This window comes from Pantoea sp. X-Soil-YNGN-785 (assembly GCF_059730585.1).
This window is the reverse complement of sequence record NZ_AP035942.1, coordinates 3647536-3669847: the sequence shown is the minus strand read 5'-3', so window position 1 is coordinate 3669847 and position 22312 is coordinate 3647536. Positions and strand designations below refer to the sequence as shown.

Annotated in this window: 20 protein-coding genes; 7 read left to right on the top strand and 13 right to left on the bottom strand. The window is 57.2% G+C overall.

The features are described 5' to 3' along the window. Position 1: 1 nt before the first annotated feature. From AC6I8E_RS17145 to glpD, 7 genes are all read right to left on the bottom strand, one after another. Entirely contained in the window at positions 2-961 is a 960-nt protein-coding gene (locus AC6I8E_RS17145) for an AEC family transporter (protein ID WP_201252171.1), read from the bottom strand. A gap of 133 nt (positions 962-1094) precedes the next feature. Then, a complete protein-coding gene (gene mdcE, locus AC6I8E_RS17140; protein WP_013359312.1) occupies positions 1095-1895 on the bottom strand; it encodes a biotin-independent malonate decarboxylase subunit gamma in 801 nt (266 codons plus the stop codon). Then, entirely contained in the window at positions 1895-2728 is an 834-nt protein-coding gene (locus tag AC6I8E_RS17135) for a biotin-independent malonate decarboxylase subunit beta (RefSeq protein ID WP_013359311.1), read from the bottom strand. Before AC6I8E_RS17135 ends, mdcE begins: the two co-directional genes overlap by 1 nt. Continuing rightward, a complete protein-coding gene (mdcC, locus tag AC6I8E_RS17130) occupies positions 2721-3020 on the bottom strand; it encodes a malonate decarboxylase acyl carrier protein (protein ID WP_033784182.1) in 300 nt (99 codons plus the stop codon). Before mdcC ends, AC6I8E_RS17135 begins: the two co-directional genes overlap by 8 nt. An 8-nt stretch (positions 3021-3028) precedes the next feature. Beyond that, positions 3029-3889 carry a triphosphoribosyl-dephospho-CoA synthase gene (locus AC6I8E_RS17125; RefSeq protein WP_013359309.1) on the bottom strand — a complete coding sequence of 287 codons (861 nt, stop codon included), beginning with the start codon at positions 3887-3889 and terminating at the stop codon, positions 3029-3031. Further along, positions 3890-5545, bottom strand: a complete 1656-nt coding sequence (gene mdcA / locus AC6I8E_RS17120; protein WP_195857614.1) for a malonate decarboxylase subunit alpha — start codon at positions 5543-5545, stop codon at positions 3890-3892. 349 nt (positions 5546-5894) lie between these two features. Further along, positions 5895-7400, bottom strand: a complete 1506-nt coding sequence (gene glpD / locus AC6I8E_RS17115) for a glycerol-3-phosphate dehydrogenase (RefSeq protein WP_013359306.1) — start codon at positions 7398-7400, stop codon at positions 5895-5897. A 230-nt stretch (positions 7401-7630) separates the two neighbouring features. Here glpD and glpE point away from each other — a divergent pair, with 230 nt between their 5' ends. From glpE to malQ, 5 genes are all read left to right on the top strand, one after another. Next, a complete protein-coding gene (gene glpE / locus AC6I8E_RS17110) occupies positions 7631-7957 on the top strand; it encodes a thiosulfate sulfurtransferase GlpE (protein ID WP_049788879.1) in 327 nt (108 codons plus the stop codon). 29 nt (positions 7958-7986) lie between these two features. Continuing rightward, on the top strand, positions 7987-8808 hold the full coding sequence (gene glpG, locus AC6I8E_RS17105) for a rhomboid family intramembrane serine protease GlpG (RefSeq protein WP_013359304.1): 822 nt from the start codon (positions 7987-7989) through the stop codon (positions 8806-8808). Between the two features lie 32 nt (positions 8809-8840). Next, positions 8841-9599, top strand: coding sequence for a DeoR/GlpR family transcriptional regulator (locus AC6I8E_RS17100; RefSeq protein ID WP_013359303.1), 759 nt, complete (start codon positions 8841-8843; stop codon positions 9597-9599). A gap of 155 nt (positions 9600-9754) precedes the next feature. Beyond that, positions 9755-12160, top strand: coding sequence for a maltodextrin phosphorylase (gene malP, locus AC6I8E_RS17095; protein WP_095706579.1), 2406 nt, complete (start codon positions 9755-9757; stop codon positions 12158-12160). A 9-nt stretch (positions 12161-12169) separates the two neighbouring features. Continuing rightward, on the top strand, positions 12170-14251 hold the full coding sequence (malQ, locus tag AC6I8E_RS17090; protein WP_095706580.1) for a 4-alpha-glucanotransferase: 2082 nt from the start codon (positions 12170-12172) through the stop codon (positions 14249-14251). Between the two features lie 35 nt (positions 14252-14286). Here malQ and nfuA read toward each other — a convergent pair whose 3' ends face one another. Beyond that, positions 14287-14862, bottom strand: a complete 576-nt coding sequence (gene nfuA / locus AC6I8E_RS17085; RefSeq protein WP_010253194.1) for a Fe-S biogenesis protein NfuA — start codon at positions 14860-14862, stop codon at positions 14287-14289. A 58-nt stretch (positions 14863-14920) separates the two neighbouring features. Beyond that, complete coding sequence (gene gntX, locus AC6I8E_RS17080) at positions 14921-15601, bottom strand: DNA utilization protein GntX (protein WP_312217056.1); 681 nt, start codon at positions 15599-15601, stop codon at positions 14921-14923. A 34-nt stretch (positions 15602-15635) separates the two neighbouring features. On the opposite strand from gntX, the gene bioH reads away from it, so the two are divergent. Both bioH and AC6I8E_RS17070 read left to right on the top strand, forming a co-directional pair. Continuing rightward, a complete protein-coding gene (gene bioH / locus AC6I8E_RS17075) occupies positions 15636-16412 on the top strand; it encodes a pimeloyl-ACP methyl ester esterase BioH (protein WP_147789592.1) in 777 nt (258 codons plus the stop codon). A gap of 170 nt (positions 16413-16582) precedes the next feature. After that, positions 16583-16852 (top strand): YdgH/BhsA/McbA-like domain containing protein, encoded by a 270-nt coding sequence (locus AC6I8E_RS17070; protein ID WP_003853019.1) that lies wholly within the window; start codon positions 16583-16585, stop codon positions 16850-16852. Here AC6I8E_RS17070 and AC6I8E_RS17065 read toward each other — a convergent pair whose 3' ends face one another. The 4 genes from AC6I8E_RS17065 to yjbE form a co-directional block, all read right to left on the bottom strand. Continuing rightward, on the bottom strand, positions 16853-18538 hold the full coding sequence (locus AC6I8E_RS17065) for a sugar phosphorylase (protein WP_312217055.1): 1686 nt from the start codon (positions 18536-18538) through the stop codon (positions 16853-16855). Positions 18539-18666: 128 nt separating this feature from the next. Beyond that, a complete protein-coding gene (locus tag AC6I8E_RS17060) occupies positions 18667-20994 on the bottom strand; it encodes a Tex family protein (protein ID WP_312217054.1) in 2328 nt (775 codons plus the stop codon). 103 nt (positions 20995-21097) lie between these two features. Next, the gene (greB, locus tag AC6I8E_RS17055; protein ID WP_013359296.1) at positions 21098-21571 is read right to left on the bottom strand and encodes a transcription elongation factor GreB; all 474 of its coding nucleotides are present in this window, start codon (positions 21569-21571) and stop codon (positions 21098-21100) included. A 179-nt stretch (positions 21572-21750) separates the two neighbouring features. Further along, positions 21751-21999, bottom strand: coding sequence for an exopolysaccharide production protein YjbE (gene yjbE / locus AC6I8E_RS17050; protein ID WP_013359295.1), 249 nt, complete (start codon positions 21997-21999; stop codon positions 21751-21753). Positions 22000-22312: the final 313 nt, after the last annotated feature.

The window sequence follows — 22312 nt, the reverse complement described above, 5'->3', positions numbered from 1 at the left end:
ATTACATTCCTGATGTCAGCGTGATGAACAGCGGTAACGATAAAATACACAGAATTGAGCTTAACAGCAGCACGGCTTCAGCATCGGGTGACTGCACGCCAAAGCGGTTGCCGAACACCACGCCGAAGAAACCGGCCGACAGCGCAATCATCAGGATAGCGGTGATGGCGACTGAACCGTTAAGTCCCAGCGCCAGTACCAGACCCCAGGCGATAAAGGGCTGAATCAGCAGCTTAGCCACAGTACCGACGCCGACGACGGCGTTGAGTTTCAGCTGACGCGCAGAGAGGATGACACCCGTCAGGAACAGCGCAGCGGCGGTGGCCGCCAGGCCCAGCGGTTTGATCGCGGCCAGCACCAGATCCGGCATTTTAACGCCCAGCGCTGACAGAACCACCCCAATCAACGGTCCCATCACGATAGGTTTTTTTACTGAACGCCACATCAGGATCGGCAGCATTTTCAGCGTTGAACCGTGTTCGGTACCTGCGGCAAACGCCTTTTCACGTTCCAGGATCAGCAGGCACAGCGGGGTGAGCAGCACTGAACCACAGGCAATCGACACCGCCACGGAGAGGGAGGTGGCCGCATTTTCACCCAGCACGCTGGCCAGAATGGGCAGTCCCAGTGCGGCGTAGTTAGGCAGCGCCACGGTCAGCGTCAGAACGGCCGCATCCTGCGGTGACTTTTTGAACACTTTGGTCGCAAGGAAATAGACGGTGCCATAGGTAATCCACATTGCACCGGTGATCACCACAATCAGCGGCCACTGCGCCACAATGCCTGGCCACGGTGTCTGAACCGTGGCGCTGAACAGCGCGGCGGGCAGTGCAAAATCCATCACGAAGATATTAAGCAGAGAGACATCTTGGTTGTTGACCATTCCGGCCTTACCGGCCCAGAAACCCAGCAGCATAATGACAAAGATCGGAGCAAGGGCATGAACAATTATATAAATCATAAATCACCTGTATTTAAGAAGAACTCTTTAAAAAACAGCGATGTTTATAATTCTGAACACGGCCACTGCTCCGGGGCGCAATTAGCGATGCGCCCCGTCAGACCGGTTTCGGCAGGTTTATTTTTTTAGTTAATTACCAGGCCGCGCGCATACGTTCGCGAACCAGGGAGGAGCTGTGACGATTGGAGGCACCGAGGCGGCTTTTCAGGCTCGGATCCTGGCGAGCGTCGCTGATCGCCTTGTGCAGCGCAATCTCAACCATCGCCACATCGGCGTCAGACGGCGCATCAGGATTGCCCACGTTCAGCAGATCGGAGAGCAGGCCCAGCGTGGCGAAGTTATTTACGTCGTAAGCCATCGGTGGAATGGTCGCAGCCAGTTTTTCCAGCGCTTCCACGGAACGCAGCGTAATACGCGCCGCCGATGCTTTGCCCATGGCATGCACCAGCACACCCTGATCGTTGAGCGCAATCAGTCGGTTAGCCTGATAACCGTGTGCCAGGAACGCACCGGACATCGCTTTGCCGACAATCAGGCCAATCACCGGATGACCGTCAAGGCGTGCGTTGGCATACGCCCCCGCTGCACCCGCCAGCGCCTGATGAATACCAAATGCCTCTTCGCGGCGGCCATAGGCCTGACTTGGCACATCAATCACCGCCACAATCGGACGTTTTACGGCACTGTTTTTGTCTGCTTCGCGCGTTTCATTCACCACTTTCGCCAGCGTCCAGCCCTCCAGCAGACCGACTTCACCCTGCGCGGCGCGCGGATAGTGGTTTTGTGGATCGGGCACGACGGCAATAAAGCGGACGTTTTCGCCATTGAGCTGGCCGTCAGCCACCTGAACAGAGGCACACAGGCCGCTAAGACGCTGTGCATTGGGTGCGAGTTTTTCCAGCCAGGTTGCACCGCGGCTGCTTGTCTGAGTCATTATTTCTCCTCCCGGGCGAAAAGCTGTTTAATCTGCGCGGTATCCGCCTGCTGGCGGGTATCAAACTGCGACAGACGTGACAGGAAATCGGCATAGTTATCGCTGCGGTTCTGAGCCGGAACGCCTTTGGCAATAAACTCATTCATGGCGGTTTTTACCGCGTTGATGCCGTCACTCACCAGCGCATCGACCAGGCCGCTGGCGTAGCGGATTTCGCCGCCGGTCATGCTCCAGATAAACGGGCGATCGCGCGAGTCATACTCTTCAATGCCTGCTTCCTGCTCAATGACCTGTGGACCGTTCAGTCCCAGACGGGCTTCGCGCGTGACAATCAGGTAGCTGCAGAGTGCGGCAGCGATAGACATCCCGCCGAAGCAGCCAACGGTGCCGCTGACGATGCCGATAACCGGGGTGTAGCGACGCAGATCGACAATCGCTGCGTGAATATCCGCAATCGCCGCCAGGCCAAGATTCGCTTCCTGCAAGCGCACGCCACCGGTTTCCAGGCAGAGCACCGCCTGAGTCGGAATGCCGTTGCGATTGTCTTCCGCCGCCAGCTCCAGCGCTGCCGCCATTTTCGCCCCGGAGACTTCGCCCATGCTGCCGCCCTGGAAGGTGCCTTCAATGGCAACCACCACGGCAGGCTGACCGTTCAGGGTGCCGCGTGCGACCACCATGCCGTCGTCTGACTGAGGCACCACGCCCTGCGGGGCCAGCCATGGCGACATAATGCCTTCAAAGGGATCAAGCAGTTCGCGGTAGCTGCCTGCATCCAGCAGCGCATGGGCGCGTTCACGGGCCCGTAATTCAATAAAACTGGCATCGTTACGCATGGCTCACCTCTTCAAAAACCTGTTCAATACGGATACGCGCTACGCCGGGTGTCGCGCCGAAATCGTGAATAATCAGCTTTCCTGCGGGCAGGCCGTTAATTAAGTTCAGGCGGTCAAACAGCGCCTTCCAGCGAGCGTCGCTGTTATCCAGTGAGGTGGTGATATCGATGTTCAGTGTCTGGCCTTCAGTTGCGGTGTACAGCACTTCCATATCACCGGAACCAACGACCCCGGCCAGCGCTCTGCCATTGAGCAGGCGGTTAGCAGGTAAAGATAATGTGATGTGTTCCATAATGGCCTCTAAAAATAAGAATGTTCAGGCGAGCAGACCCGATCAATAAACAGCGTCGCGGCCAGCAAATCGGCGGCCCCGCCAGGCGAAGCATTGAGCGCCAGCATGCGCCGGTCAAGCTGCGACAGTGCCACCTGACCTGCAGCTGTGCGGCAGCCTCCCGCCAGCAGTACGGCGCGTGCGCCCTGCTGCATGGCGTCTAGTCCGGTCATACCCGCACGTGACAGCACGCAGGTATCGCTGAGCGAGGTCATGATCGCCATCAGCGCATCAAGACGGGCTTCACTTTCACTGGCACCCACCGCCCGGCTGGTCAGCAGCTGCGGCAGCGCCAGCTTCATCACGTGAGGAAACGCCTGTTGCGCCTCTTCGCGTGCGCCGGGCACCTGATAGCGGTGCATTGCTTTTAACCCTTTGCTGAACAGCTTTGGCGCAGCCCGGTCGGGCAGGCTGGCCAGTGCGGCGGCGGTGCGGGTCAGCTGGTCGGCACTGGCAGCGCCACCGTGCATGGCCGCGGCACTCACCAGCAAGCCCAGCGCCCAGATTGCGCCTCGATGGGTGTTAACGCCGCCGGTTGCCGCCATCATCTGCTGCTCACCGTCACGGCCCAGGCGGCCTACCGTTTCGCGCAGGGCGATATCAGCGGGACGCAGCCAGCTGTGACGGGCCAGCGCCAGAAAAGCTGGCATCAGGCTGTGAGCGGAACGCTCCATTAGCGCCAGCGTCAGATCCTGATGCGCGCCGTTTCCCCGACTGTCGACCAGACCCGGCTTAGGGCTCAGGCGTGCTTCATCGATCAGACAATCGCGCGCCATCGTCGCCAGCTGGCTGGACTGCGCCTCGGCTTGAGTCTGTGACAGGAGTTTCATTTACCAGCTCCGGAATTTAGCAGGTGGGTTGTACAGGCCATCTGACCATTCAACCAGGTCAGCGACGCTGCCCGCTGCCAGCAGTGAACGCGTGGCGTCAGAGCGGCGGATACCCATATCTTCCGGGTAGACCACTTTGCCGCTTTTACGCAGGGCTGCGACGCGTGCCGCATCCACACCCAGGCCGATGTCGGTAATGCCCGCAACGGCAGCGACCATAGCGCGACGCTCTTCAAGACTTTCTGCGCGATAGAGATAGGCGATGCCTTCCTCAGTCAGCACATGGGTCACGTCATCGCCGTAAATCATGACCGGTGCCAGCGGCATACCGGAGGTTTTGGCGACCTCAACCGCATCCAGGGTTTCAACGAAGGTCGGTTTCGCGCCTGCCTGGAAGGTTTCGACCATCTGCACCACCAGTTTTTTACCGCGCTGCATCGGGTCTGGCTCGGTGATCATGTTCAGCCAGGCGGGCGTTGCATGACGACGGCCATGGGGATCGTGACCCATGTTAGGTGCGCCGCCGAAACCTGAAAGACGACCACGCGTCACGGTAGAGGAGTTGGCCAGACCATCAACCTGCAGGGTGGCACCGATAAACATATCAACTGCGTACTGGCCGGCCAGCTGACAGAAGGCGCGGTTAGAGCGCATTGAGCCGTCGCTGCCGGTAAAGAAGATGTCGGGACGGGCGCGGATATACTCTTCCATCCCCAGCTCACCGCCGAAGCAGTGCACGCTCTCGACCCAGCCGCTCTCAATCGCCGGGATCAGCGTCGGATGCGGGTTCAGCGTCCAGTGCTTACAGATTTTGCCTTTCAGGCCGAGCTGCTCGCCGTAGGTTGGCAGCAGCAGTTCAATCGCGGCGGTATTAAAACCGATACCGTGGTTCAGCGACTGCACCTGGTGTTCGGCATAGATGCCTTTAATCGCCATCATCGCCATCAGGATATGTTCCTGTTTAATCAGGCGCGGATCGCGGGTAAACAGCGGTTCGATAAAGAACGGTTTGTCTGCGACGACGACGTAGTCAATCCAGGAGCCGGGGATATCGACGCGAGGCAGGTCGGTTTCGTCATCGACCAGTTCATTGACCTGGGCTATCACGATACCGTCACGAAACGCGGCGGCTTCCACCAGTGCCGGGGTATCTTCGGTACTCGGGCCGGTATAGAGGTTGCCTTTGCGGTCAGCTTTGTAACCGGCAATCAACGCCACATTCGGGCTGAGATCAACATAGAGGCGGGAATAGAGTTCGATATAGGTATGGATAGCGCCGATTTCCAGCTGGCCATCCTGTAACAGCTGAGACATGCGCAGACTTTGCGGACCGGAAAAAGAGAAGTCGAGTTTGCGGGCGATGCCTTTTTCAAAAATATCGAGATGCTCACTGCGGCCGACGCTGGGCATAATCATATGCAGGTCGTGAATCTTTGCCGGATTCACCGCTGCCAGCGTGCGGGATAAGAAGTCAGCCTGTTTCTGGTTATTCCCTTCAAGCACCACGCGGTCGCCTGGTGCAATGAGTGTTTCCAGTGCTTCGGTAGCTCTTTCTGAAGGAATGACTTTGCCATTAAGGGGAAAGGAAGCTATACGGCGCGCTTTTTCACTGCGGCGTGTGTTCCACTCCCGGGCAGGCGTTTGGCCTGTGTTCATTTCAACCTCCTGATTAGAATCGCTGTTGCTTCGTTTATGCTGAGGGAAGTCTGAGCTTTCTTAATGCATCGTTCAATTAAGCAAAAAAACTGAACGTTAGATTTAAGGTAACGATAGAGAAAGAGGGGGAGAGAGATAAGCGAAGGGTTAAGTGTAGACTGAGAAAGATGAAGTAAAAGTTACAGTGGTGAATATTGCTGGTCGTAATTAATTATCAATATAAATATTCAGCCATGCTTAATATTCAGCTAGCGTTAATCCTGGAGCGTGAGGATTCTGAACGTTTATCCGGTGAATATGCCATAAAAGAAGCAGGCCGAAGCCTGCTTTCTGTATTTTAAGTCTCTGTTCAGGAGGCCAGTGACAGAACGGGTTTTGCTTTCGCTGCCAGCCACTCGGCAACGCGAGCCTGCTGCTCTTTGGTCAGCCACATACCCTGTTTGGTACGACGCCAGATAGCATCATCCAGTTCACGCACCCACTCATGCTGCACCAGGTAGCGCAGTTCGGCTTCGTAGAACTCGTGTCCGAAGTTCTCACCCAGGTCATCCAGACTTTTCGCGCCAGCCAGCAGGGTTTCCGTACTGCTGCCATAAGTGCGCGAGAAATGACGCGCCATATTTTCGCTGATGAACGGATAACGACGACGCAGACTGGCTGCATAATCCTCACGGGTGCCGGAGATATTGCCACCCGGCAACACGCAGTTTTTGGTCCAGGCCGGACCGGCGTTCGGGTAGTATTTCACCAGTTTTTCCAGCGCATGTTCCGCCAGCTTACGATAGGTGGTCAGCTTGCCGCCGAATACGGAAAGCAGCGGTGCCTGACCATTATCGTCGCGTACGTCCAGCGTGTAGTCACGGGTGATCGCCTGCGGTGAATCGGATTCATCATCACACAGCGGACGCACACCAGAGTAAGACCAGACGATATCGTCAGCGGTCAGCTGCTTTTTAAAGTGCCCGTTGAACACTTTCAGCAGGTATTCGGTCTCGTTGTCGTCGATATTGACGTTTTTAGGATCGCCTTTGTACTCCACATCGGTGGTGCCGATGATGGAGAACTCATCCATCCACGGGATGACAAACACGATACGGTTATCTTCGTTCTGCAGAATATAAGCCTGCTTCTCGGTATGAACGCGCGGCACCACGATGTGGCTGCCTTTGATCAGGCGGATACCGTAAGGCGATTTCAGCTTCAGGCTGTCATCAAACAGCTGCTTAACCCATGGGCCAGCAGCGTTGACCAGGCCTTTCGCCTGCCAGGTAAAGGTTTTGCCGGTATCGACATCTTCCGCTTCAACCTTCCACAAGCCACCTTCGCGCCAGGCACGGGTTACACGGGTGCGGGTACGGACTTCACCGCCACGCTTCACCACTTCCTGCGCATTCAGTACTACCATGCGGGCATCATCGACCCAGCAGTCAGAATATTCGAATCCGCGCGTAATCTCCGGCTTCAGGGCCGAATCTGCGCCAAACCGCAGACTTTTACTGCCTGGCAGGCTGGTACGCTTGCCGAGATGGTCATACATAAACAGGCCGGTGCGGATCATCCATGCCGGACGCAGGTGCGGACGGTGCGGCAGACGGAAGCGCATCGGGAACGCCAGATGCGGGGCCATTTTCAGCAGGACTTCGCGCTCGGCCAGTGCTTCACTGACCAGACGGAATTCGTAATGTTCAAGGTAGCGCAGGCCGCCGTGAATCAGTTTTGAACTGGCAGAGGAGGTCGCGCAAGCCAGATCCCGCGCCTCCAGCATTAACACCGACAGTCCGCGTCCTGCAGCGTCTGCTGCAATGCCGGCACCGTTGATGCCGCCGCCGATCACGATCAGGTCTTTGGTTTCCACGTCATCTCCTCCGATGTTCGGAATAGTTCATTAATGTTCGTTTTCGAGCATAATAATAATCGCAAACCAACATTGACGCCAGCTTTTAACCGGGTAAAAACATTTTTGCGTGATATAGCTAACATTCTGCCCACCAAAAAAACAGATAGCCGTAACGATTGTCAGGTTATCGGCGTGGATTCTCGGGTTACACTACGCAGCATTACGACGACGCTGTTATGAGAGATTCCATGGAAATGTTCGAATGTATTAACGTGCAGCAGGCGCAGGCGCATCTGGCTGAGGGTGCACTGCTGGTGGATATCCGCGATCCGCAAAGTTATGCCCTGGGCCATGCGGCAGGCGCGCTGCATCTGACCAACACCAACCTCAGCGACTTTGTCAGTGGCGCAGACCACAGCCTGCCGGTACTGGTAATGTGCTATCACGGCAACAGCAGCAAAAGCGCGGCGCAATATCTGCTGGGACAGGGTTTCAGCGCGGCCTACAGCATTGATGGCGGCTTTGATGCCTGGCGTGCCGCTTTTCCTCAGCAGGTTGCCCTCGGCAGTGAATAAATTGCAGCCCGTCACATGGAGAGTTAATGATGCGCATTACCCAGTTTAATCAGCCACGCATGGCGCAGGCGTTTGTGGACTACATGGCGACGCAGGGCATCACGCTGCGCATCGAGCATGAAAATCACTACGTCATCATGCTGGATGACGAGAGCAAGATCTCAGTGGTCGAAAACGAACTTCAGCAGTTTTTGCACGACCCTAACCATCCGCGTTATCAGGCTGCCAGCTGGCACAGCGGCAAGACTGACAGCGGTCTGCGCTATGAGCGTAGCAACATCTGGGCGAATATCCGCGAGCGGGCCGGTCCGCTGACCATGTCCCTGATGGTGCTCTGTATCGCTGTGTTTATTCTGATGCAGGTGATGGGCGATCAGACCGTGATGGCCTGGCTCTCCTGGCCGGATGCCGACCAGCATCTGCAGGTCTGGCGCTGGTTCAGCCATGCGCTGCTGCACTTTTCACTGCTGCACATCCTGTTTAATCTGATGTGGTGGTGGTATCTCGGCGGCGCGGTCGAAAAGCGCCTTGGCAGCGGCAAACTGTTCGTGATTATGCTGATTTCGGCGCTGCTCAGCGGCTGGCTGCAGGCGAAGTTCAGCGGCATCTGGTTTGGCGGTCTGTCTGGCGTGGTGTATGCGCTGATGGGTTACTGCTGGCTGCGCGGTGAGCGCGATCCTGACAGCGGCGTCTATCTTGAAAGGGGATTGATCGGATTTGCGCTGGTCTGGCTGGTGATTGGCTGGTTCGGCGTCTTTGGTCTGGCGATTGCTAACGCGGCGCACGTCGCCGGTCTGGTCGTCGGGCTGGCGATGGCGCTGGTGGATACGCGTCACGTCACGCGTCGTTAGACAGGATATAAGCGGGTTAACAGGAGAGGAACGTGAAGCAGACGCAACGTCATGATGCGATTATCGATTTAGTCCGTCGTCAGGGATATGTCAGTACTGAGGAGCTGGTGGATCACTTTGAGGTCAGCCCGCAAACCATTCGTCGCGATCTCAACGATCTGGCCGATCAGAACAAAATTCAGCGTCACCACGGCGGCGCGGCGCTTCCTTCCAGCTCTGAGAATACCGCCTGGCACGATCGTAAAATGATGTGGTCAGCGGAAAAAGCGCGGATTGCGCAGCGTGTTGCCAGCCAGATCCCGGATGGGGCCACGCTGTTTATCGACATCGGCACCACGCCGGAAGCGGTGGCGCACGCGCTGCTCAACCACAGCGATTTACGTGTGGTGACCAACAATCTTAACGTGGCGATGCTGTTAATGGGCAAACCCGACTTCCGGGTGATCATCGCAGGCGGTGAAGTACGGACCCGCGATGGCGCGGTGATGGGGGAAGCGACGCTCGACTTTATTTCCCAGTTCCGGCTCGATTACGGCATCCTGGGGATCAGCGGCATCGATATGGATGGATCGCTGCTGGAGTTCGACTATCACGAAGTCCGCACCAAGCGTGCCATCATTGAAAATTCACGCTGCGTGATGCTGGTGGTGGATCACTCGAAGTTTGGCCGTAACGCCATGGTTAACCTGGGTAACATGAGTCTGCTGGACTATCTCTACACCGACAAAATGCCGCCCGCCAGCGTTATGAAAGTGATTGAGCAGCATGAGGTTCACCTCGAACTCTGCTGATTCCTGCTACGCCAGCCGCCCGGCTGGCGTTTTTCTTTGATTGCTGTCGCTTTTTTCCTCACTCACGTCTTTACTTAACGGTTGCTGGCACCCGGTTGCCAGCCCGTGCGCTTTCTATTTTTGCTTCACCTCATTGCGTAACAGAAGGGAGTGATATGCCGCAGCAAAAATTTAATAAAGCCCGTTTTAACGCCGCATTGACCCGCCAGTGGCAGCAGTTAAGTCTCCTCTCCGCACAGCAGATGACCCCGCACCAGGCGTGGCAGGCGGTGAGCGCGGCGCTGGCCGAACTGCTGGCCGCCCAACCGGCACCGCGTCCGGCGGTGCAGCAGCGTCACGTTAATTATCTGTCGATGGAGTTTCTGATAGGCCGTCTGACCGGCAACAACCTGCTGAATCTCGGCTGGTATGACGAGGTTAAAGCGGCGCTGGCTGAGCAGCAGCTCGATTTAACCGAACTGCTGGAGCAGGAGGTCGATCCGGCGCTCGGCAACGGCGGGCTGGGACGGCTGGCCGCCTGCTACATGGATTCAATGGCAACGGTAGGGCAGTCCGCCACCGGCCATGGACTGAATTACCAGTACGGCCTGTTCCGCCAGTCTTTTGACGAGGGTAAGCAGATTGAAGCGCCCGATGACTGGCAGCGCGAACGCTATCCCTGGTTCCGTCACAACGCGGCGCTGGATGTTGACGTCGCGATGGGCGGTCGGGTAGAAAAACTGGAAAACGGCGGTGTACGCTGGCATCCCGATTTTACGCTGCGCGGTGAGGCCTGGGATTTGCCGGTCACCGGCTACCGCAACGGCGTGACGCTGCCGCTGCGCCTGTGGCAGGCAGTGAGCGCGCATCCGTTTGATCTCACCGCCTTTAATGACGGCCACTTCCTGCAGGCGGAGCAGCCCGGTATCGAAGCGGCAAAGCTCACCAAGGTTCTTTATCCCAATGACAACCATCAGGCTGGCAAGCGGCTGCGCCTGATGCAGCAATATTTCCAGTGCGCCTGTGCGGTGGCCGATATTCTGCGCCGTCACCATCTGGCGGGGCGCAGCATTCACAGCCTGCCGGATTTCGAAGTGATCCAGCTCAATGATACCCATCCGACCATTGCCATTCCGGAGATGCTGCGCGTGCTGCTGGATGAGCATCAGCTGAGCTGGGATGAAGCATGGCAGATCACCAGCCGGTTGTTTGCTTACACCAACCACACGCTGATGCCGGAGGCGCTGGAGCGTTGGGATGAGAAGCTGATGCGCAGCCTGTTGCCGCGCCACATGCTGATTATTAAAGAGATTAATCAGCGACTGAAGAAGCAGGTGAAGCAGCGCTGGCCGGATGACAAAGCGATGTGGCACAAGCTGGCGGTGGTGGCTGACGGTCAGGTGCGGATGGCCAATCTCTGCGTCGTCAGCGGCTTTGCGGTCAACGGCGTGGCGGCGCTGCACTCCCGTCTGGTGGTCAGCGATCTCTTCCCGGAGTATCACCAGCTCTGGCCGCAAAAATTCCATAACGTCACCAACGGCATTACGCCGCGTCGCTGGCTGAAGCAGTGTAACCCGGCGCTGGCCGGTCTGATTGATGAGACGCTGAAAACCGAGTGGGCCAATAACCTTGATGCATTGATCGGTCTGGAGGCTTATGCCGACGATCAGGCGTTTCGTCAGCGCTATCGCAGCATCAAACAGCAGAACAAAGCGCAGCTTACAAAGTATATCGCGCGGCACACCGGCATCATCGTGAATCCGGCTGCGCTGTTCGATGTGCAGATCAAGCGTCTGCATGAGTACAAGCGCCAGCATCTCAGCCTGCTGCATATCCTCTACTGCTATCAGACGCTGTGTAATAAACCGGAAGATGTCACCTTTACACCACGGGTATTCCTGTTCGGGGCTAAGGCCGCGCCGGGTTACTACCTCGCCAAAAATATCATCTACGCCATTAACAAAGTGGCGGAGGTGGTGAACAACGATCCGCGGGTTGGCGACAGACTCAAAGTGGTGTTTATCCCCGACTACCGTATCACCGTGGCCGAGCAGATGATCCCGGCAGCGGATCTCTCTGAGCAGATCTCCACCGCCGGTTATGAAGCCTCCGGCACCGGCAACATGAAGCTGGCGCTGAACGGTGCGCTGACGATTGGCACGCTGGATGGAGCTAATGTCGAAATTGCCGAACAGGTGGGCGAGGAGAACATCTTTATCTTCGGTCACACCGTGGATGAGGTGAAGGCGCTCAAGGCGAAAGGCTACAACCCGAAAAAGGTGCGTAAGCAGAACAAGCCGCTGGACGATTTACTGAAATCGCTGGAGAAGGGCAAATTCAGCGACGGGGATAAGCACGCCTTTGACCTGATGCTGGAAAGCCTGACGAAACACGGCGATCCCTGGCTGGTGCTGGCCGATTTCCAGGCCTATATCGAGGCGCAGCAACGGGTGGAAGCGCTATGGCGTGACCCCGAAGGCTGGACCCGCGCCGCCATCCTCAATACGGCACGAACCGGCATGTTCAGTTCGGACCGTTCCATTCGTGACTATCAGCAACGTATCTGGCAGGCACCGCGCTAAGGAGCAGCAATGAAGCAAAATTCACTCGATCAGGCCGCCCGTGCCGCAGGCATTTCACTGGATTACATCGACGTCAACGGCAGGAAAGAGGCTGTCAGCGATGAGACCAAACGCGCACTGCTGGCGGTGATGGCAGAACCGCAGAAGGCCAGTAAATCCCCGTTGCCGCCGGTCGCGGTGTTCAGCGGCAGCAGTAAGCGACAGCTGACGGCTCAGGGCAGTGGCACTTACAGCTGGCAATTGCAGACTGAAAAGGGCAAACAGCACAGCGGTGAGTTAACCGCCGGGGAGCCTTTTACGCTGCCGGGACCGTTGACCCAGGGTTATCACCAGCTGACGCTCACTAAAGGAAAGAAAAGCTGGCAGACGCGGGTTATCGTCGCACCGCGCCGCTGCTATCTGCCTCCGGCGCTGGAGGCCGGAGAAAAACGCTGGGGTGCACTGGTTCAGCTTTATACCGTGCGCTCTGAACAGAACTGGGGCATCGGCGACTTCGGCGATCTCGATCAACTGCTGGTGCAGCTGGCTGAACGCGGCGGCGATTTCGTCGGGCTGAATCCGCTGCATGCGCTCTATCCCGCCAGCGCCGGTTTTGCCAGCCCGTATAGTCCGTCATCGCGCCGCTGGCTGAACGTAATCTATATCGACGTCAGTCAGGTGACCGATTTTCAGCAAAGCGCGGCGGCGCAGAAATGGTGGAAAAGCGCGAAAACACAGAAGGCGCTGACCAAAGCACGTGAGGCGGAGCAGGTTGACTACGAAGCCGTGATGGCGCTGAAGCTGGCGGCGCTGCGCCATGCCTGGACACACTTTCAGGCGCGTGACAGCCAGAGCGAAGAGCCTCTCTCCTTTGCTGCTTTTGTGCGTGACGGCGGTGACAGCCTGCGCTATCAGGCTGCCTACGATGGCATACAGCTGGAGCGGCAGGCAGACAAGTCGCAGCAGGGCGGCTGGCCTGCCTGGCCAGAGGCGTGGCGCAACAGTCAGTCGCCGGAAGTGCAGCAGTGGTGTGAACAGCATGAACAGGAGATCGCCTTCTGGCAGTGGCTGCAATGGCTGGCGCAGCAGCAGTTCTCAGGCTGCTGGGCGCACAGTCAGGCGCTGGGCATGAGTGTCGGTCTCTACCGTGACCTGGCGGTGGGCGTGGCGGAAGGCAGTGCGGAGACCTGGCACGACCCGGAGCTTTATCGCCTCAAGGCCTCGGTGGGCGCACCGCCTGACCGTCTGGGACCGCTGGGACAAAACTGGGGCTTACCGCCGATGGATCCGCATGTGATGCAGGCGCGCGCCTATCAGCCATTTATCGACATGCTGCGCGCCAATATGCGTGACTGTGGCGCGCTGCGTATCGACCATGTGATGTCGCTGCTGCGTCTGTGGTGGGTGCCAGCCGGAGATACGGCGGATAAAGGTGCTTATGTGGCCTATCCGGTCAACGATCTGCTGGCTATTCTGGCGCTGGAGAGCCACCGGCTGCGCTGTATGGTGATTGGCGAAGACCTCGGCACCGTGCCTCAGGAGATCGTCAGCCTGCTGCGTAAAAGCGGCGTCTTTTCATGGAAGGTGCTGTGGTTTGAGCAGGAGAAAGATGAGCGCTATCGCGCCCCTGAAGACTATCCACGTCAGTCTATCGCCAGCGCCAGTACCCATGATCTGCCGACGCTGACCGGCTTCTGGGAGCAGGGCGATCTGGAACTGGGCGAGAAGCTGGGTCTTTATCCGGGCGATGCGGTAAAAGCGTTACATGAGCAGCGTGCCGCACAGAAGCAGGCGCTGCTGGATGCGCTGCAGCAGGCGGGTGCCTTACCGGCTCGCAGCCAGAAGAAGGCGGAGAAGCTGGCTATGACGCCTGCGCTGAACCGGGCGATCCATCGCTTCCTGGCGGATACCGACAGTGCGCTGCTGGGGCTACAACCGGAGGACTGGCTCGGAATGACCACGCCGGTTAACGTGCCGGGTACGGTGGATCAGTACCCTAACTGGCGACGCAAGCTGAGCAAAACGCTGGAGGAGATTTTTGCGGACAAGGAAGTGAATGCGTTACTGAAGGTCGTGAGTCAGCAGCGTCAGTCAGGAAAGAAAGAGAAGTAAGAAGGGCGCGGCAGCCGGACTGCCGCGCTTTATCATCAGTAGAACGAGTGTTCGCCGCGCTGATGCTCGGTAATATCGCGCACGCCTTTCAGTTCCGGGAAGGCGGCCAGCAGCTCTTTCTCAATACCATCTTTCAGGGTCACGTCGATCATCGAACAGCCGTTACAGCCGCCGCCAAACTGCAGGATGGCGTAACCTTCATCGGTGATCTCCATCAGCGACACGCGACCGCCGTGGCCAGCCAGCTGTGGGTTGATCTGCGCCTGCAGCAGATACTCAACGCGCTCAACCATGGGCGCATCATCAGAGACTTTACGCATTTTGGCATTCGGCGCTTTCAGCGTCAGCTGTGAACCGAGATTGTCGGTAACGAAGTCGATTTCGGCATCTTCCAGATACGGCTTGCTCAGCTCATCAACGTAGGCAGAGAGCTTTTCGAACTTCAGTTCGGTGTCAGTAGCTTCAACTGCATCGGGCGGACAGTAAGAGACGCCACACTCGGCTGTTGGCGTACCCGGGTTAATCACGAATACGCGAATCTGGGTGCCATCTTCTTGTTTGGATAGCAGTTTAGAAAAATGTTCCTGGGCAGAGTCAGTAATTCGGATCATGTCGATTGCTCAATAGTTGACTAATTTAGTTGGTTATAATACGCCCATCAATGACGCTCTACAAGGTACGGCACAGGCACCAGACCTGCACGCTGGCGGCACCCTGCGCCAGTAACAGACGACTGATTTCATCTACGGTACTGCCGGTCGTAATGACGTCATCCAGCAGGACGATATGGCGTCCCTGCACCGCCATTTCAAGGCGGAAGGCACCGCGTAAGTTGGTGCGGCGCTGCCGGGCGCTGAGCTGATGCTGTAATGCGCCCCTGCGCCTGCGGGAAACACCTTCACGCCATTCACATCCCAGCCAGTGCGCCAGCGGAGCGGCCAGCAGTACCGTCTGATTGAAGCCGCGCTGCCAGCGTCGCCGCCGGTGCAGCGGAACCGGCAGCAGCAGATCGGGACGCGGCACCGTGCCACGCCGGTAAACATTCAGCCAGCTTAGCAAAAGCAGCCGCGCCAGCATCACCCTGAGTGCGGTTATGTGAGAAAACTTCAGCTGATTAACCCACTGGCTGAACGGCGGACAGTAGTCATTGACGCAGACCAGCGCCTGCCAGGCAGGCGGTTTAAGCTGGCAGCGACCACAGGCGACCTTTGCTGAGCCTGCCGGTAATCCGCAGCGTGGGCAGAGCAATGGCAACGGCGGTAATCCGCGCAGGCATAAACTGCAGATGCCGTGCCGGGCTATCCGTAACGGCATCCGGCATAGCCAACACAGGGCGGGCATTGCTAGCATAGCGATCTCCTTATCAATTTCGGGATAGTAACTGATGACGTCGCTCTACTGGCACACCTGCGGGGAAGGAAAACGCGATCTTGTGCTGCTGCACGGATGGGGACTGAATGCCGAAGTCTGGCAAAGCATTATTCCGCGACTCAGCCCGCACTATCGCCTGCATCTGGTCGATCTGCCGGGTTATGGCCGGAGCGGTGATTTTGGTGCACTGACGCTGGCGCAGATGGCAGAAGAGCTACTGCCTTTGCTGCCACCGCAGGCGATAGTCGTGGGCTGGTCGCTGGGCGGACTGGTGGCAACGCAGCTGGCGCTGACAGCGCCAGAAAAGCTGGCTGCACTGATTACCGTGGCGTCGTCGCCCTGTTTCACCGCCACAGAGCGCTGGCCCGGCATTAAACCGGAGACGCTGCAGAACTTTCAGCAGATGCTCAGCAACGATTTTCAGCGCACGGTGGAGCGCTTTCTGGCGCTGCAGACGCTGGGCACTGAAACCGCGCGTGCCGATGCTCGACAGCTGAAAGAGGTGGTGCTGTCACAACCGATGCCGGAGGTAGCGGTACTGGATGGCGGTCTGGAGATTCTGCGCCAGGTCGATCTGCGCGACGCGCTACCGCAGATCAGGCTGCCGTTCCTGCGACTCTATGGGGCGCTGGATGGACTGGTGCCGCGCCGGATAGCCGCTGAGATAGATGAAATGTTGCCAGATTCGCCTTCGGTGGTTATCGAAAAAGCAGCGCATGCACCTTTTATTTCCCATCCTGACAACTTCTGTCAGCATATTGTTAACTTTATCAGTAATTTATCAGGATAGTGCTGCTTTATATTGGCAAAATCGCTGACAGCAGCAATACTTCTCTCTGTGAGCAAGGCCGCTGCAATTTTATGTGATTAGTCACGGAAATGACTATGCCGTTCCATACTGCCTTACGCGTTTAGCGGCTGCTTACATCTCACAATGGATCATGAATGAGGGTAAACATAATGAAGGTTTTTAAATGGGTTGTGGCTTCAATGATGATGGGCGCGATTTCATTTTCTGCGATGGCAGCGAAAGAAGTCACCAAAGAAGAAGTTAAGACAATGAACCTGCAGAAGATTGGCACCGTTAACACCACGGCGGAAACCACCTCGCCAATGGATGCTAAAAAAGTGCTGTCTAAGCTCGCTGACGAAAAAGGCGGTAAATATTACCTGGTGATCGCCGGTCGCGAACACGGTAAATTCAGCGCCACCGCTGAAGTCTACAAGTAATTAACGTAGCCACATGAACTGCCAGGCATCCAGCTTAACCGGCTGGGTGCCATCAATTTTCTCTCCGCTCACCACATCCTGCAACGTATGCGCCACCGGCAGTTGCGTCATCACTGACCGTCCACTGAGATTAAACACGCACAGCAGTCCGTCGCCGCTCTCTGGCTGATGACGGCTGAGCACCAGCACGGCATTTTCGCTGTCATAGATCGTCATCGGATTATCAGGATGAAACGCAGGCTGGCGACGTCGTAACTGAATCAGCTGGCCAAGACGGGTATAAACCTGCTGACGCAGCCAGTCATCGCCCGCCAGCGCCGCCTCAATCTGCTGCAAATCATACTTCTGCCGATTAATCGCCCGGTTGTGCCCGGCTGCGCGTACGCCATCATAATGGTTACGGCCGCCCAGAATGCTCTGGATATAGATAGCCGGCACGCCAGGAAAGACCAGCAGAATCGCATGGGCCAGCAAAAAGCGTTTCAGCCGCGTGGCGTCATCGTCAGCTTCGCTATTTAACGCATCCAGATAGGTGACGTTGATTTCATAGGGGCTGGTGGTGCCGTCGGGATTGTTTTTATAGGAGACCAGCGCGCCTTCCAGCGCCAGATCGCGCACTAGCGCCACAATCTCCACCTCCGACAAAATGCCGCGTGCCGGATTCAGCCCGATACCATCGTGGGATGCCAGAAAATTGAAGAAGGTGGTGTCGTTGCTGCTGAGATCCAGCGAACTGGCCCACTGCCGCAGTGCGCGCGCCGATCCGGTATGAATGGCGTGCAGGACCAGCGGCGGCAGTGAAAACTGATAGACCATCTGCGCCTCATCGTGCCCGTTGCCCAGATAACTGATGTTGTCCTGATGCGGCACGTTGGTCTCGGTGATAATCACCGTTCCAGGCGCGACATGGTCGGCAATGGCGCGAAACAGCTTCACCAGCTGATGGGTTTTTTCCAGATGAATACAGCGCGTGCCGGGCGTTTTCCACATATAGCCGACCGCATCGAGACGTACATAGTCAGCGCCACGGATCAGGTAGTCGAGCAGCACGTTGACCATGCGCAGCAACACATCAGGATTGGCAAAATTAAGGTCGATCTGGTCGGCGCTGAAGGTGGTCCAGATAAAGCGGGTGTCGCCATCAGCCATCTTAAACGGCGTCAGCAGCGGCGAAGTGCGCGGTCGCGTGACGGCACTGAGATCGGTGGCGGGCGGCATGCTGATAAAGAAATCGTTCCAGCCGGGATCCTGCGCCAGAAAGTGGCGGAACCAGGCGCTCCGTGACGACATGTGGTTGCAGACGAAGTCAAACATCAGCCGGGTTTCCTGATGCAGGCGCGCAATATCCTGCCAGTCGCCGCACTGCGGATCGACCTGATGATAATCAATCACCGAAAAGCCGTCATCGGACGACCAGGGAAAAAAGGGCAGCAGGTGGACCAGCGGAAACGTGGATTGCAGATGCTGCTGATAGAAACGGGAAAAGGTGCTGAGCGTGGGTTTACCTGCTTCCCGAAACTGATCGGCGTAGGTGATCAGCACCACATCCTGTTCATCCCAGTGTGCCTTACGTGGCAGCTTAATCGCCTCGCGGGCGGTAGCGATGTCAGCCTGCAGGCGCGCAAAGGTCGCCTCCGGGAATGTGCCAGCATAAATCTTCTCAATCAGATCGGTGATCGTTTCCATCGTGAATTGGGTGCCACAGCAGGTGTTGTTTTTATGACAGGCATCTTTTTAGCGTAGCGCGATGGCGGGGATTTTCAACCGGGGAGAAGGGTGTGAAAGGGGGGCCAGTTGATGGCCCCCTGAAAAGCTTAGCGTTTTTTACCGAACGCCGCAGCCAGCGCATCACCCATCGCGCTGTTACCCGCGGACGTGCTGACCGGACGTGGACGGCCTTTACCGGCGGCCGGACGTTTCTCTTCGCGCGGGGCGGCATGCTTCGCGCCGCCACGTGCATTGCTTTCGCCTGGCTGCTCATCAAGACGCATGGTCAGGGCAATACGTTTACGCTGGAGATCGACTTCCATCACTTTCACTTTGACGATATCACCCGCTTTCACCACCTGATGTGGATCTTCCACAAAGCGGTCAGAAAGCGACGAGATATGGACCAGGCCATCCTGATGCACGCCGATATCCACAAACGCACCGAAGTTAGTGACGTTGGTGACAGCACCTTCGAGGATCATGCCCGGCGTCAGATCGTTCAGCGTTTCCACGCCTTCCGCAAACTGCGCGGTTTTGAACTCAGGACGGGGATCGCGGCCCGGCTTCTCCAGCTCTTTCATGATGTCGGTAACGGTCGGCAGACCAAAACGTTCATCAATGAAATCGCGGGCGCTGAGATTACGCAGGCTGCCCGCGTTGCCCATCAGATCGCTCAGTGCCTGCTCGGTGGCGGCCAGAATACGCTCCACGACCGGGTAAGCTTCCGGGTGGACGGTCGAAGCATCCAGCGGATTGTCGCCGTGGTTAATGCGCAGGAAGCCCGCACACTGCTCAAAGGCTTTTGGCCCAAGACGGCTCACTTTCAGCAGCTGCTGGCGATTCTGGAAGCGGCCATTCTCATCACGCCAGCCGACAATGTTTTGCGCCATCATGCGCGTCAGGCCCGCGACGCGGGTCAGCAGCGGCACCGAGGCGGTATTCAGGTCCACGCCGACGGCGTTCACGCAATCCTCGACGACGGCGTCGAGTTTCTTCGCCAGCTGGCTCTGGCTGACATCATGCTGATACTGGCCGACACCGATTGATTTCGGATCGATTTTCACCAGCTCGGCCAGCGGATCCTGCAGACGGCGGGCAATCGACACCGCGCCGCGCAGCGAAACATCGAGATCCGGGAATTCCAGCGCCGCCAGTTCAGAGGCTGAGTAGACCGATGCGCCAGCTTCGCTGACAATCACTTTCTGTGCCGTGACCTGCGGGAACTGCTGCTGCAGATCCAGGAAGAAACGCTCGGTTTCACGGGAAGCGGTACCGTTGCCAATCGCCACCAGCTCGACCTGATGCTTAATGCAGAGCGCGGCAACAGCGGCAGCGGCTTTGGCGGTCTGGCCGGTGTGCGGATAAACGGTATCGGTCGCCACGACTTTGCCGGTGGCATCGACCACAGCGACCTTAACGCCGGTACGCAGGCCGGGATCCAGTCCCATGGTGGCACGCATGCCCGCCGGGGCTGCCATCAGCAGGTCGTGCAGGTTGCGGGCAAAGACGTTGATCGCTTCATCTTCTGCGCGTTCGCGCACCGTACCCATCAGTTCGGTTTCCAGATGCAGCATCACCTTGATGCGCCACGTCCAGCTCACGACGGCTTTACGCCAGCTGTCGGCAGGGGCGTTATTCAGGCGCAGGTTCAGGTGTTCAGCAATCAGGGTTTCGCCGTGGCTTTCACGCGGTGCTTCGTCGAACTGCGGATCGGCATTGAGCGAGAGTTGCAGCACGCCTTCGTTGCGGCCACGCAGCATTGCCAGCGCACGATGCGACGGTACGGTGCTCAGCGCTTCATGATGATCAAAGTAGTCACGGAACTTCGCGCCCGCTTCCTCTTTGCCTTCCACTACGCGTGAGACCAGGTGGGCATTTTTCCACAGGTAGTTACGCACTTTGGCCAGCAGCGCGGCATCCTCGGCGAAACGCTCCATCAGAATGTAGCGGGCACCATCCAGCGCGGCACGGACGTCTGCGACGCCTTTATCAGCATCGACATACTGCTCCGCCAGCTGCTCAGGGATGTGCGACGGATCCTGCCACAGTGTGTCCGCCAGCGGTTCCAGACCGGCTTCAATCGCGATCTGTCCACGCGTGCGGCGTTTCTGTTTGTAGGGCAGGTAGAGGTCTTCAAGCTCGGTTTTGCTGAGGGTGGTATTGATGGCGCGGGCGAGGTCGTCAGTCAGTTTTCCCTGATCGTCAATCGACTTCAGAATCGACTGGCGTCGCTCTTCAAGTTCACGCAGATAGCTGAGGCGGGTTTCCAGCTGGCGGAGTTGGGTATCATCCAGGCCGCCGGTGACCTCTTTACGATAGCGTGCGATAAACGGCACGGTATTCCCTTCATCTAACAGGCGAACGGCGGCATCAACCTGCTCTGGTCGCGCCTGTAGCTCACTGGCAATTATCTGGCTCAGAACTTTCATCATCAGGACTGTCTTGCTTTCCGGGTTGAGAAATAGCCGACAGTTATACGGATTGATGGTCAAAATTGCCAGAGACGCGGGCGGCTTTCAGCGATAATCTGAATCGTTATTGCGGGTAGTCAATCGCGTTGACATACCACAGTGCCGGACCCAGTGGCGTCTCAACGGTGGCGGCATCGCCGACCTCTTTTTTCAGCAGCGCCCGCGCCATCGGCGAGTCGATTGAGATGTAATCTTTGCGGCCAAAAATCTCATCGTAGCCCACAATGCGGAAGCGTTTGAGGTCGCCCTCATCGTTTTCAATTTCTACCCAGGCACCAAAGAAGACTTTGCCATCCTGCTGGGGGGAATAGTCAACAATACGCAGCTGTTCAAGACTTTTGGTCAGATAGCGAACGCGGCGGTCAATTTCACGCAGCCGTTTTTTGTTGTACTGATAATCGGCATTTTCACTGCGATCGCCAAGACTGGCAGCCCAGGTGACTTTTTTCGTCACTTCCGGTCGCTCTTCACGCCATAAATAGTCGAGTTCCGCTTTTAGCTTATCGAAGCCTTCGCGGGTAATAAGTCGGGTTTTCATGCTATACCGGCCACAGTGATCTCAGGAGCGACAGTGTAAGGCAAAGAGGGCGCAGCAAAAAAGAGTCGGGGAAAGGGTTTTTAAAGGCTAAAAACCCACGTTGATTTCCCCGGCGGCGAAAGGGTTGGTGCTGTGATTCAAAATCAAACCAGTAATCTGAAGCCAGTAGATGCTTAAACTTATTTTCCGGCGTGAGTCGCCGTGGTGGTCGAGGTGCCGGTGCTGTGACCGTCACCGCCGCCGCCGCCCATGGTGGCCAGCGCAACGCCCAGCAGGGCTGCGACTGCACCCACACCGATGGCGTCAGAGTTACCTTTTGCAGTCGTTGTCGCTGCTGCACCGGCGGCTTCACCGGTTGCTGTGGCAGCATAACCTGGGCTGACGCTGCCTAATGCCAGCGCGCTCAGCAGTAAAATTGTTTTTTTCATTGTGTATTCCCCGTTGAGACATCGAATGTTGCCAGAGCAGTCTGGTTCAAAACGAGAGGGGCGAAAAGTTGGCTTTACTGATTGATTTAAAGGGCTTTAATTTAAAATGGCCTTGCTGAGAGGGCCGCTGAAACTAATCCGAGAGGAGCGTGGGGCGTTACGCAGGTTTACTGGAATATTATGCTGCCGCTTCGCTGTTGAGGTAGATTATCTGGAGCTTATCTACAATGATGGCTGATCATTAAGTCAAATTATCTGCTAACTCACTGAATTGATTCATTGATTAAAAACTGGCTCGCTTCTGACGCCAGCG